Here is a 12,283-nt window from a genome sequence, read left to right on the forward strand (position 1 = left end):
CGTGACGCGGACATGGCGGACCGAGGAAACACAATGAATGCAGTTGCACGAAAAAAAGGATTGGGTCGCGGGCTGGAAGCGCTGCTGGGCAGTGGCACGGACATGACCGAGGCGGTGAAAATCGCGGGTGCACCGAACGTTCTTCCGCTAGAAAAACTCCAGGCAGGGAAATATCAGCCCCGTTCCCGTATGGATGAGGGGGCGTTGCAAGAACTTGCTGCAAGTATTCGCTCACAAGGCGTGATGCAACCCATCTTGGTCCGTCCGGTTTCGGCGGATAAATACGAGATTATTGCAGGCGAGCGGCGTTTTCGCGCGGCGCATCTGGCCGGCCTAACCGATGTGCCCGTACTGGTAAAAGACGTGCCGGACCAGATCGCTGCCGCGATGGCGCTGATCGAGAATATCCAGCGCGAAGACCTGAATCCGCTCGAAGAGGCTCAAGGCATTCAGCGCCTGCTCGACGAGTTTAGCTTTACGCATGAGCAGGCTGCTGAGTCGGTTGGCCGCTCGCGTAGCGCAGTTTCGAATCTGCTGCGCCTGTTAAATCTGGCCACGCCGGTGCAAACCATGCTGCTAGCGGGGGATCTGGATATGGGACACGCCAGGGCATTACTCGCTGTCGATGCGGCAACGCAAATCACGCTTGCTAATCAGGTGATTAATAAACGGTTATCGGTGCGCGAAACGGAAAAACTGGTGACGGCGACGGCGAAAGCCGCCCCATCGGTCAAAACGCGTGCGAAGCCGGATGGCGGTCAGGATACCCGGCGTTTGGAGGAGGAGTTATCCGACTTGCTGGCTGCGAACGTGAAGATCAAGTTAGGCCGTCATGGACGAGGGCAGGTGCTTGTTGATTTTGGCGATCTGGATGCCCTGGAAGGAATCCTCGTGCGATTGCGCGGCAACGTGGCCGTTTGAGTTTGATCGTTTGATTTCAAGCGCGAGCTGACAGTGGCAGATGCCCGGGGTGTCATGCAACGTGCAGGAAATTTGCTACGGAACGGATTGAGCCAGATTGCCAGAGAGCCTTTGCTGGCCATTTTGGTCACGGCGCTGGTGGTTTTGCAGATGGCTTATCCACAACGCTGGGCATCGTTGCCAACGTTAGTCGACTGGCAGACGGTACTGACGCTTGGCGGGTTGCTGATCCTGGCGAAAGCCGTTGAAACGTCCGGGTTTCTCAACTGGATGGCACATCGTGTGGTCCATCGGGTGCGCTCGGAACGGGGGCTCGCATGCTTGCTGGTGAGCCTCGCGGCCGGGCTCTCGACCTTGCTGACAAACGATGTCGCGCTGTTTGTCGTGATTCCCCTCGTGCTGTCGTTGCACCGTCTGACGCCGTTACCGCTTAAACGTTTGGTGGTCGTTGTCGCGTTGGCGGTGAATGCCGGATCGGTCCTGACACCGCTGGGTAATCCACAGAACCTGTTTCTCTGGCAACGCAGTGGCGTGTCCTTCGGTGTTTTTGTTTGGACGCTTGCGCCGCTATGCGCAGTTTTGATGTTCATGCTCTACGCGCTAACAGCCATCCTGTTTAGCCCAAAGACGCTTGATTTATCGCAAGACACCGCGCCCGGCTCGGTCGATCGCATACTGGTGAGCGTAACCGCATTGCTCTTCGTGGGCTTCATTTGGCTCGCGGACGCAGGTCAGCCGGGTATTGGGCTTGCCGGTATTGCGATTAGTTTTCTTCTTTGGCGCCGTGAAATTGTTTTCAGGATAGACGGGTTCTTGCTGCTGATTTTTGCATTGATGTTCATCGTGTTGCGCAGCGTTGTTGCATTGCCCTGGATTCATGCAAGTATCGAGCGGCTGGTCTTGACCACGCCCATAAGCGTGTATGCGGCAGCTGCAATCCTTTCGCAAGGCATTAGCAATGTGCCCGCCGCGATCATCCTCGCGGAATTTTCAAACGACTGGCGGGCATTGGCGTTCGGTGTCAGCGTAGGCGGTTTTGGTATTGCGATAGGGTCGCTCGCTAACCTGATTGCTGTACGGTTGGCGCAGCAACGCGGTATCTGGCCACTCTTTCATCTGATCTCACTGCCGTTCTGGGCTATTGCGGGTATAGCCGGTTCTGGGCTATTGCTATGGGGCAGATAAGATTTCGGTTTGAATCGGTCTTTATGAGCAAATTTCTGCCCAATATTCACTCAATTCAGCGGATTTTTACGCGCTTTCAACGCGTGAAGCCACGCTGGGTATAGACCTCAAAACGAATACATTCTCTAAAGAGTGCCAGATCACTTCGCGCACCAGCCTAATCTGCCTAAAGTCTTGAATTGCCTGTAATTATCGCTTACAATCGCCCGGATTTAATTGCTCCGTCGTTCCGTAAGCGGTGCGTAAGATATCTGGGGCATTCCTTTCGGAATTTAGCGCTCCGGGGTGGTGGAATTTTGGAGCATAAGTGCCATGGCGACCGGGAGCAGATCGAACCAGGCGCTGGGGTTGAAGCGCGAGCAAGACTCCAATGAATGGGACGCCGAGCAGCAGGATGACAACATTGTTCCGCTGACACGGGCTGAGGCAGAAAAACTCTTTGGTCCAGATGTAGGCCGTCCATCGAGGGTCACACCTTTTCGGGTCGTGGCGGCGCAAATAGTTTTATCCCTGGGTGCAACGCTGTTATGGGGGCTTTTTTATCGGCCTCCGGGGGCGGCTGCGCTATCGGCATTTCTGGGCGGAGCAATTTGCTGGTTGCCTGGTGCGATATTTGCGCTGCGGCTGACAAAGTTGAGCGGCGCGGCCACCGCGATGAGTTGGGTGATGGGCGAGGCGCTCAAGGTGGGCGTGACGATTGCGATGTTTGTTGCCATTGCATTTGGGTTTCAAGAGGTCTGTTGGGTACCGTTGCTCGTCACGTACCTGATTGCCCTGAAAACGTACTGGATCGCGCTGGCCTGGCGATGACATAGCGGTATACAAAATACACGTCGGCGCATGGCGCGCTGGCCTGGCAAGATTTCCGACAATTTGGGTGGCATTACGATATGGCAGCTAGCGAAGGAACGAGCGCTCTGGATCCGTCCGGGTACATCGCGCACCATTTGCAGAATTTTTCGACCTCCCATCAGACGTCGATTGTTGATCTCAGCGTCTGGAATCTGGACACGCTGTTCTGGTCGATTCTCTGTGGCCTAGTCACGATTTTCATTTTGCGCTGCGCGGCACGCAAGGCGACCTCGGGTGTTCCAGGGCGTTTTCAGTGCGCCATCGAAATGCTGGTTGAAATGGTTGAGGATCAATCGAAGTCAATGATCCACGGCAACCGCTCCTACATCGCTCCCCTCGCGCTGACCGTGTTCATCTGGGTCGCGCTGATGAACTCCCTCGATTTCATCCCGGTTGATCTGCCCACGCGGCTGATTGGCTGGCTCGGCCTGTCCGAGGTGTTCCCGCACATGCGCATCGTGCCGACTGCGGACCTCAACGGTACGCTTGGCATTGCTCTTGGCGTATTCGTGCTGATGATTTACTACAACTTCAAGATCAAAGGTGCCGGCGGCTTCGCACATGAGCTGCTCTCGGCACCGTTCGGCGCGCATCCATTGCTGTGGATCCCGAACCTGGCACTCAACATCATCGAGTTCGTCGCAAAGACGGTTTCGCTTGGCATGCGGCTGTTCGGCAACATGTATGCGGGCGAGCTGTTGTTCCTGCTGATTGCCCTGCTTGGCAGCCTGTGGAATTTCGGCGCGGACACGACGGTGCTTGGCTTCCTCGGCCATGTGATTGCCGGCAGCGTGTGGGCTATCTTCCACATCCTGATTGTCTTGCTGCAGGCGTTCATTTTCATGATGCTGACGCTGGTGTACATCGGCCAGGCACACGACGGCCATTAATGACGGCGCGTCAAATACGAATTACACAAACTGCTTTCGCTGTATTTTTTTAAATCCCGGTTTCAAAAGACTTTTCACAAAGGAGTGATCATGCAAGCTTTCATCGCCAACATCCAGGGTCTGACCGCCATCGGTATCGGCATCATTATTGGCCTGGGTGCAATCGGCGCCTGTATCGGTATTGGCCTGATGGGTGGCAAGTACATTGAAGCATGTGCACGTCAGCCTGAACTGATGAACCCGCTGCAAACCAAGATGTTCCTGCTGGCTGGTCTGATTGACGCGGCGTTTCTGATCGGCGTTGGCGTGGCAATGCTGTTTGCGTTTGCGAATCCGCTGCTGTCGAAGCTGGCAGGTTAAGAGGTTTCTCGGAAGTTTGCGCCGGGCCGTTACCGGCCCCATGGCGCAGGGCGAAACGGCTGCCTGGGCGCTGATCGAATACAGAATCGATGAGCGCCTTGCCGTTTCACTGTCCGAACTAGCAACGTTTAAGGAAACACCGTGAATCTCAACGCAACCCTGTTTGCGCAAATGGTCGTGTTCCTGATCCTCGCGTGGTTCACGATGAAGTTCGTGTGGCCGCCGCTGATCAATGCCCTCGACGAGCGCTCGAAAAAGATCGCTGACGGCCTCGCGGCCGCCGAAAAGGGCAAATCGGAACTCGAAGCCGCGCACAAGCGCGTCGACCAGGAACTGGCTGAGGCCCGCAATGCTGGCCAGCAGCGTATCGCTGAAGCTGAAAAGCGCGCCGTATCGGTCGCAGACGAAATCAAGGCCCAGGCGCAGGCGGAAGCCGCGCGCATCATCGCTCAGGCGAAGGCCGACGCGGATCAGCAAGTCGTGAAAGCACGCGAGGTACTGCGTGGCCAGGTGGCTGCACTTGCAGTCCAGGGCGCCGAGCAGATCCTGAAGCGCGAAGTCGACCAGTCGGCTCACGCCGAACTGCTGAATCAACTGAAAGCCGAGCTCTGATCATGGCCGAACTTGCAACCATCGCCCGCCCTTATGCAGAAGCGCTGTTCGGCGTAGCCGAAGCGGGAGACATCGCCGCCTGGTCCACGCTCGTGCAGGAGCTGGCTCAGGTTGCGGGTCTGCCCGAAGTGCTGTCGGTCGCCTCAAGCCCGAAAGTGAGCCGTGCCCAAGTGTGCGATTTGCTGCTGTCCGCAGTGAACTCGCCACTGAAAGCCGATGCGCAGGCGAAAAATTTCGTGCAAATGCTGGTGGATAACCATCGTTTGCAACTGCTGCCGGAAATCGGCATGCAGTTCGAAGCATTGAAAAATACCCGCGAAGGAGCGGCCGATGCGCTGATCGTCAGCGCATTTCCGCTTGAAGGCACGCAGTTAAACGAGCTTGTCGCCAGCCTCGAACGCAAGTTTCAGCGCAAGCTAAAACCCTCGGTTGTCGTTGACGCATCGCTGATCGGTGGCGTGCGCGTCACGGTCGGCGACGAAGTGCTCGATACCTCGGTCCGCGCGCGGCTCGCTAGCATGCAGACGGCACTGTCCGCCTGAAGCGCATACGCGGCTGGCAAGCAACAGAATTGACTATCAGGAGCGAATAATGCAACTCAATCCCTCTGAGATCAGCGAGCTGATCAAGAGCCGGATCCAGGGCCTTGAAGCGAGCGCAGACGTTCGCAACCAGGGCACCGTGATCTCCGTGACCGACGGTATCGTGCGTATTCACGGCCTGTCGGAAGTGATGCAGGGCGAAATGCTCGAATTTCCGGGCAATACCTTTGGTCTCGCGCTGAACCTCGAGCGCGACTCAGTCGGCGCCGTGATTTTGGGCGAGTACGAACATATTTCAGAAGGCGACGTGGTCAAGACCACGGGCCGTATTCTGGAAGTGCCGGTGGGTCCGGAGCTGATCGGCCGCGTGGTCGATGCGCTTGGCAACCCGATCGACGGCAAGGGGCCGATCAATGCGAAAGCGACGGACGCAATCGAAAAAATTGCACCGGGCGTGATTTGGCGTAAATCGGTTTCGGAGCCTGTGCAAACGGGTTTGAAATCGATTGATGCGATGGTGCCGGTGGGCCGTGGTCAGCGTGAATTGATCATTGGCGACCGCCAATGCGGCAAAACGGCTGTTGCCGTCGACGCGATCATCAATCAGAAAGGCAAAAACCTGTTTTGTATCTACGTTGCGATCGGTCAGAAAGCATCGTCGATCATGAACGTGGTGCGCAAGCTCGAAGAAACGGGCGCGATGGAATACACCATCGTAGTTGCTGCTTCGGCTTCGGAATCAGCCGCGATGCAATATCTCGCGCCGTATGCCGGCTGCACGATGGGCGAATATTTCCGCGATCGTGGTCAAGACGCACTGATCATTTACGACGACTTGACCAAGCAAGCTTGGGCATACCGTCAAATTTCGCTGCTGTTGCGCCGCCCACCGGGCCGCGAAGCGTATCCCGGTGACGTGTTCTATCTCCACTCACGCTTGCTGGAACGCGCGGCTCGCGTTTCCGAGGAGTATGTCGAGAAGTTCACCAACGGCGCAGTGAAGGGCAAGAGCGGTTCGCTAACCGCACTGCCTGTCATCGAAACCCAGGCTGGCGACGTGACGGCCTTCGTGCCGACCAACGTGATTTCGATTACCGACGGCCAGATCTTCCTTGAAACTGACCTGTTCAACGCAGGCATTCGTCCGGCTATTAACGCGGGCGTTTCGGTGTCGCGGGTGGGTGGCGCGGCGCAAACCAAGGTGGTCAAGAAGCTTTCCGGCGGGATTCGTACCGACCTCGCACAGTATCGTGAGCTGGCTGCTTTTGCGCAGTTTGCTTCGGATCTCGATGAAGCGACCCGCAAGCAGCTGGAGCGTGGGCGTCGCGTGACCGAACTGCTCAAGCAGCCGCAGTATCAGCCGCTGCAGGTGTGGGAACTGGCTATTGCGCTGTTTGCCGCGAATAACGGTTACCTCGATGATCTGGAAGTGAAGGACGTGTTGCCGTTTGAAAAAGGCCTGCGCGAGTTCCTGAAATCGAGCCACGCTGATCTGATCAAGCGCATCGAAGACAACAAGGATTTGTCGAAGGACGATGAAGCACTGCTCCACGCAGCGCTCAAAGACTTCAAGAAATCCGGGGCCTATTGATCGATCCGCGAGAGATACGGGCCTTGAAGTAGCGCAGTGGCATGCAGATGCTGACGCGCTGCTTCGATCAAGGAGCTAAGCAATGGCTGGAATGAAGGAAATTCGCGGCAAGATCAAGAGCGTGCAAAACACGCGCAAGATCACGAAAGCGATGGAGATGGTGGCGGCATCGAAGATGCGCCGCGCTCAGGAGCGTATGCGCGCTGCTCGCCCGTATGCCGACAAGGTCCGCGAGATCGCTGCGCACATGAGCCATGCCAACCCTGAGTATCGTCACCCGTTCATGGTATCGAACGATGACGCAAAAATGGCAGGGATCATTCTTGTCACGACCGACAAGGGTTTGTGCGGCGGCATGAACACGAACATTCTGCGGGCCTCGTTGCAGAAGTTCAAAGAGCTTGAAGCGCAGGGCAAGACCATTGAAGCGACGGCAATCGGTAGCAAGGGGTTGGGTTTTCTGAACCGTTTGCGCGCCAAAGTCGTGTCGAATGTCGCGCATCTGGGCGATACACCGCACCTCGAAAAGCTGATTGGCGCGGTTAAGGTGCAGCTCGACCTGTATTCGGAAGGCAAGATTTCGGCGGTTTATCTGGCGTACACGCGCTTTATCAACACGATGAAGCAAGAGCCTGTGATCCAGCAGCTATTGCCGTTATCGGCAGACGAATTCGAAGCCAAAGACGCTACAGCAGATGCGATGCCGAGCGCCTCGTGGGATTACATCTACGAGCCCGATGCGCAAGCCGTGGTGGACGAACTGCTGGTACGTTATGTTGAAGCGCTGGTGTATCAGGCCGTCGCGGAAAACATGGCGTCTGAGCAATCGGCCCGGATGGTGGCGATGAAGGCGGCGTCAGACAATGCAAAAACGGTGATCAACGAACTGCAGCTCGTGTACAACAAGAGCCGTCAGGCTGCGATTACGAAAGAGCTGTCAGAGATCGTCGGTGGCGCCGCTGCGGTTTGAGCGTCTTGAAGCGAACAAGTGGGCATATGCCTCGAAACTGCGCCTTTGCGCGAGTGAAGAATTGAGTATCTAAAGGAAAAGCGATGAGTACAACTGCTTTGGTAGAAGGCAAGATCGTACAGTGCATCGGCGCGGTGATCGACGTGGAATTTCCGCGTGAAACCATGCCCAAAATTTACGACGCGCTGATTCTCGATGGGTCCGAGCTAACGCTCGAAGTTCAGCAGCAACTGGGCGATGGCGTGGTGCGCACCATCTGCCTGGGTGCGTCGGACGGCCTGCGCCGTGGCCTCGTGGTGAAGAACACCGCCAAGCCAATCAGCGTGCCCGTGGGCAAACCGACCTTGGGCCGGATCATGGACGTGCTGGGTCGCCCGATCGACGAGGCAGGCCCGATTAACAGCGAGACGGTTCGCTCGATTCACCAGAAGGCTCCGGCATTCGACGAGCTGTCACCGTCAACCGAGCTGCTCGAAACCGGCATCAAGGTGATTGACCTGATCTGCCCATTTGCCAAGGGCGGCAAGGTGGGTCTGTTCGGTGGCGCAGGCGTGGGCAAGACCGTCAACATGATGGAGCTGATCAACAACATCGCCAAGGAACACGGTGGTTATTCCGTGTTCGCGGGCGTGGGCGAGCGGACCCGTGAAGGGAACGATTTCTACCACGAGATGAAAGATTCGAACGTGCTCGACAAGGTGGCGCTGGTGTACGGCCAGATGAATGAGCCGCCGGGCAATCGTCTGCGTGTTGCGCTGACGGGCCTGACAATGGCTGAGCATTTCCGTGACGAAGGTCTCGACGTGCTGTTCTTCGTCGATAACATCTACCGTTTCACGCTGGCAGGCACGGAAGTATCCGCACTGCTGGGCCGGATGCCGTCTGCTGTGGGTTATCAGCCGACACTCGCTGAAGAAATGGGCAAGTTGCAAGAGCGTATTACGTCGACCAAAACCGGCTCGATTACATCGGTGCAAGCCGTGTACGTTCCGGCGGACGATTTGACTGACCCGTCTCCCGCGACTACCTTCGGCCACCTTGACGCAACGGTCGTGCTTTCGCGTGATATCGCTTCGCTGGGGATTTACCCTGCTGTCGATCCGCTCGATTCGACTTCGCGTCAGATTGACCCGAACGTGATCGGCGAAGAGCACTATTCGATCACCCGTGGTGTGCAGCAAACGCTGCAGCGCTATAAAGAATTGCGCGACATTATTGCGATTCTCGGGATGGACGAACTGTCGCCGGAAGACAAGCTGTCGGTGGCGCGTGCACGGAAAATCCAGCGTTTCCTGTCGCAGCCGTTCCACGTCGCTGAAGTGTTTACGGGTTCGCCAGGCAAGTATGTGCCGCTGAAAGAAACCATTCGCGGTTTCAAGATGATCGTTGAAGGTGAATGCGATCATTTGCCGGAACAGGCGTTCTATATGGTCGGCACGATTGACGAAGCCTTTGAAAAGGCCAAGAAGATCCAGTAAGGGTTGGACGGGTAGCAACGCGCGGGTTTTGTTTTTGGGTTTGCAATCCGCGCTAAATGCATCACGTTCAACTAGCCGTGCATGGGATGGAAGCGAGTGCTTTAGCGCTGACTTCCGTCGACTGCTTCGCATGAGACGAGAGTTGATATGGCATTGATTAAAGTAGACGTCGTCAGCGCAGAAGAGCAGATCTTCTCCGGCCAGGCGAAATTCGTCGCGCTTCCTGGCGAAGCGGGCGAGCTGGGTATCTTGCCGGGACATACGCCGCTCATTACGCGCATTCGCCCGGGCGCGGTGCGTATTGAAACCGAAAACGGCGAAGAAGAATTTGTCTTCGTAGCCGGCGGCATTCTCGAGGTCCAACCCGGCGTGGTAACGGTTCTGGCCGATACCGCTATTCGTGGCAAGGATCTTGATGAAGCCAAGGCTGAAGCAGCACGCAAGCGCGCTGAAGAGGCTTTGCAAAATACAGGTTCAGATCTCGAATACGCGACGGCTCAGGCAGAACTCGCGTATGCCACTGCCCAGCTGGCTGCAATCCAGCGGCTGCGCAAGTTGCGCGGCCATTAAACAAATCGCGTTGAAAAAGCAGCCTTCGGGCTGCTTTTTTTTTGTCCATGCTTGACGTTTACGGAAAGGAAATCACAATCGGGCTTTGCGCCATGAGACATGCAATCGTGCTGATCGCGCTGGACCAGTAAAAAGCAGCATTCATTCGTGGAGACGATGTCATGGCAATGCAGATGTCCGTTAGCGATAGCACAGGGCTGATCGAGCCGAAGAATGGTTTGTCTTATGTCCGCGGTTCAACTCACATTGCGCTGAGCGATGCCACGGTGGGCGAGTTTTTGCACACGACAGCCGGACGCTTTGCCGAGCGGCCGGCCGTTGTATTCCGCGAGCAGCAGATTCGCTGGAACTGGGGTGAGTTTGTGCATGAGGTGGACGTTCTGGCGGCTGGGCTGCTGGCTCTCGGTATTGTGAAGGGTGATCGTGTTGGAATCTGGTCGCCCAATCGCGTTGAATGGCTGTTGACGCAATTTGCTACCGCGCGGATCGGCGCCGTGATGGTCAATATCAATCCGGCATACCGTTTGGCAGAGCTGGAATACGCGTTGAAAATGGTCGGCTGCAAGGCGATCATTGCCGCGGAACGCTTTAAATCATCGATGTATCTGGAGATGTTGCAAACGCTTGCGCCTGAACTGGCGAACAGCGCGCCAGGCCAGTTACATGCCGCACGCCTGCCCGATTTGCGCCTGGTGATTCAGATGGGCGGTCTGGGTGGTATGAACGATACGCCAACGCCTGGCATGCTGCCGTTTTCAGAAGTGATCAAACGGGGACGAGTGAATCTCGATAGTGCGCAACTCGATGCGCTCGGAAGGGCCCTGCATTGCGATGATCCGATCAATATCCAGTTCACGAGTGGCACCACGGGTAACCCGAAAGGCGCCACGCTGACGCATCGGAATATCGTCAACAACGCGCGTTACATTGCGCAGGCGATGCGCCTGACCGAACAGGACGCGCTTTGTATCCCCGTGCCGCTTTATCACTGTTTCGGGATGGTGCTGGCCGTTCTGGCTTGCGTCTCTGTGGGTGCGAACATGGTGTTTCCTGGCGAGGCGTTTGATCCTGCCGCTACGCTCGCAGCCGTATCGGAGGAGCAATGTACAGCACTGCACGGCGTGCCGACCATGTTCATCGCGGAGCTGGATCACCCTGAATTTGACACCTACGATCTGTCGCGGCTGCGGACGGGCATCATGGCAGGCTCGCCCTGTCCTATCGAAACCATGAAGCGTGTTGTAGCGAATATGCATCTGGCCGAAATTACGATCGCGTATGGCATGACTGAAACCAGTCCAGTCTCGTTTCAGAGTTCGACGACCGATCCGCTCGACAAACGAACGACAACGGTCGGACGCATCCAGCCGCATCTTGAAGTGAAGATCGTTGATGAACTTGGCCAGATCGTTCCGGTGGGTGTGACGGGCGAGTTATGTACGAAGGGCTATTCGGTGATGCAAGGCTATTGGGGCGATGCGGCTAAAACCCGCGAAAGCATTGTTGATGGCTGGATGCATACAGGAGATCTGGCGACAATCGACGCCGCAGGCTATTGCAATATCGTGGGCCGTCTGAAAGACATGCTGATTCGTGGCGGGGAAAATATTTATCCGCGTGAGATCGAAGAGTATCTGTTTCGCCATCCGAAGATTCAGAGCGTGCAAGTGTTTGGCGTGCCAGATGCACGGTATGGCGAGGAGGTGTGTGCGTGGATTGTGCTGCGCCCTGGCGAACAGGCCAGTGCCGAGGAAATCAGGGCGTTTTGCCGCGATCAGATTGCGCACTACAAGGTGCCGAAGCACATTCGCTTTGTCGATGAGCTGCCGATGACCGTAACCGGAAAAGCGCAGAAGTTTGTGATGCGCGAGCAGATGATACAAACGCTGCAAATGCTAAATAACGAGGGATAGTCAGTCTAATCAGACGGCACGGTCACGGTGTTATCGATGACAGGACGATAAAAACGCGGACGAAAAAAAGCGGGCTAGTTGCCCGCTTAAACCACACGCTACGGGGTTAGCGCGAGGAGACCAGCGATAGAGCACGTTGCAAAAACCAGCAACGACTCCAGCAAAGATGTCCCTTGTAGCAGGGCGGCCAGCGTTATACCGAATACAAAATATCGGAGTGCCGGATGGACTGATTCGTCTAGCCTCAAACGTTCAATCACATCTGTGTTGAAACCGTAGAGACGCATTGTGGTGGAATTGCCGGACGCTCAGAGTAACAAAGTGTTTCAGGTTGTAACGCCCGTGAATAAAGGCGTTTCGGGATTTCCCTCCACGGGCCATCAAGCTAGCTAAAGCCTC

The 12,283-nt window shown here is 56.3% G+C and carries 12 protein-coding genes; all 12 read left to right on the top strand.

The window, feature by feature from the left end; genetic code table 11:
• Positions 1–33: 33 nt before the first annotated feature.
• The 12 genes from GH657_RS01310 (at position 34) to GH657_RS01365 (ending at position 11,884) form a co-directional block, all read left to right on the top strand.
• Positions 34–921: a ParB/RepB/Spo0J family partition protein gene (locus GH657_RS01310; RefSeq protein WP_153099031.1), complete on the top strand. Its 888-nt coding sequence runs from the start codon at positions 34–36 to the stop codon at positions 919–921.
• Between the two features lie 54 nt (positions 922–975).
• A complete protein-coding gene (locus GH657_RS01315) occupies positions 976–2,106 on the top strand; it encodes an SLC13 family permease (protein ID WP_153099032.1) in 1,131 nt (376 codons plus the stop codon).
• A gap of 312 nt (positions 2,107–2,418) precedes the next feature.
• Positions 2,419–2,916, top strand: a complete 498-nt coding sequence (locus GH657_RS01320) for an ATP synthase subunit I (protein ID WP_153099033.1) — start codon at positions 2,419–2,421, stop codon at positions 2,914–2,916.
• A gap of 80 nt (positions 2,917–2,996) precedes the next feature.
• Positions 2,997–3,848: a F0F1 ATP synthase subunit A gene (atpB, locus tag GH657_RS01325; RefSeq protein ID WP_153099034.1), complete on the top strand. Its 852-nt coding sequence runs from the start codon at positions 2,997–2,999 to the stop codon at positions 3,846–3,848.
• A gap of 90 nt (positions 3,849–3,938) precedes the next feature.
• On the top strand, positions 3,939–4,208 hold the full coding sequence (atpE, locus tag GH657_RS01330; protein ID WP_007180033.1) for a F0F1 ATP synthase subunit C: 270 nt from the start codon (positions 3,939–3,941) through the stop codon (positions 4,206–4,208).
• Between the two features lie 141 nt (positions 4,209–4,349).
• Positions 4,350–4,820, top strand: a complete 471-nt coding sequence (locus GH657_RS01335) for a F0F1 ATP synthase subunit B (RefSeq protein ID WP_153099035.1) — start codon at positions 4,350–4,352, stop codon at positions 4,818–4,820.
• A gap of 2 nt (positions 4,821–4,822) precedes the next feature.
• Complete coding sequence (locus GH657_RS01340) at positions 4,823–5,362, top strand: F0F1 ATP synthase subunit delta (RefSeq protein WP_153099036.1); 540 nt, start codon at positions 4,823–4,825, stop codon at positions 5,360–5,362.
• Between the two features lie 49 nt (positions 5,363–5,411).
• Positions 5,412–6,953 carry a F0F1 ATP synthase subunit alpha gene (gene atpA, locus GH657_RS01345; protein WP_153099037.1) on the top strand — a complete coding sequence of 514 codons (1,542 nt, stop codon included), beginning with the start codon at positions 5,412–5,414 and terminating at the stop codon, positions 6,951–6,953.
• An 82-nt stretch (positions 6,954–7,035) separates the two neighbouring features.
• Positions 7,036–7,923 carry a F0F1 ATP synthase subunit gamma gene (gene atpG, locus GH657_RS01350; protein WP_153099038.1) on the top strand — a complete coding sequence of 296 codons (888 nt, stop codon included), beginning with the start codon at positions 7,036–7,038 and terminating at the stop codon, positions 7,921–7,923.
• Positions 7,924–8,006: 83 nt separating this feature from the next.
• A complete protein-coding gene (atpD, locus tag GH657_RS01355; protein WP_153099039.1) occupies positions 8,007–9,401 on the top strand; it encodes a F0F1 ATP synthase subunit beta in 1,395 nt (464 codons plus the stop codon).
• Positions 9,402–9,548: 147 nt separating this feature from the next.
• Complete coding sequence (locus GH657_RS01360) at positions 9,549–9,971, top strand: F0F1 ATP synthase subunit epsilon (protein WP_153099040.1); 423 nt, start codon at positions 9,549–9,551, stop codon at positions 9,969–9,971.
• Between the two features lie 167 nt (positions 9,972–10,138).
• Positions 10,139–11,884 (top strand): AMP-binding protein, encoded by a 1,746-nt coding sequence (locus GH657_RS01365; protein WP_246174102.1) that lies wholly within the window; start codon positions 10,139–10,141, stop codon positions 11,882–11,884.
• The last annotated feature ends 399 nt before the right edge of the window (positions 11,885–12,283 follow it).

The sequence above is a fragment of the Paraburkholderia hayleyella genome, from assembly GCF_009455685.1.
Classification (GTDB): domain Bacteria; phylum Pseudomonadota; class Gammaproteobacteria; order Burkholderiales; family Burkholderiaceae; genus Paraburkholderia; species Paraburkholderia hayleyella.

Coding starts and splice junctions, on each gene's coding strand:
- GH657_RS01315 (WP_153099032.1), top strand. CDS start 976: ATGCAACGTGCAGGAAATTTGCTACGGAACGGATTGAGCCAGATTGCC.
- atpA (WP_153099037.1), top strand. CDS start 5,412: ATGCAACTCAATCCCTCTGAGATCAGCGAGCTGATCAAGAGCCGGATC.
- GH657_RS01310 (WP_153099031.1), top strand. CDS start 34: ATGAATGCAGTTGCACGAAAAAAAGGATTGGGTCGCGGGCTGGAAGCG.
- atpB (WP_153099034.1), top strand. CDS start 2,997: ATGGCAGCTAGCGAAGGAACGAGCGCTCTGGATCCGTCCGGGTACATC.
- GH657_RS01365 (WP_246174102.1), top strand. CDS start 10,139: ATGCAGATGTCCGTTAGCGATAGCACAGGGCTGATCGAGCCGAAGAAT.
- GH657_RS01360 (WP_153099040.1), top strand. CDS start 9,549: ATGGCATTGATTAAAGTAGACGTCGTCAGCGCAGAAGAGCAGATCTTC.
- GH657_RS01320 (WP_153099033.1), top strand. CDS start 2,419: ATGGCGACCGGGAGCAGATCGAACCAGGCGCTGGGGTTGAAGCGCGAG.
- GH657_RS01340 (WP_153099036.1), top strand. CDS start 4,823: ATGGCCGAACTTGCAACCATCGCCCGCCCTTATGCAGAAGCGCTGTTC.
- atpE (WP_007180033.1), top strand. CDS start 3,939: ATGCAAGCTTTCATCGCCAACATCCAGGGTCTGACCGCCATCGGTATC.
- atpD (WP_153099039.1), top strand. CDS start 8,007: ATGAGTACAACTGCTTTGGTAGAAGGCAAGATCGTACAGTGCATCGGC.
- atpG (WP_153099038.1), top strand. CDS start 7,036: ATGGCTGGAATGAAGGAAATTCGCGGCAAGATCAAGAGCGTGCAAAAC.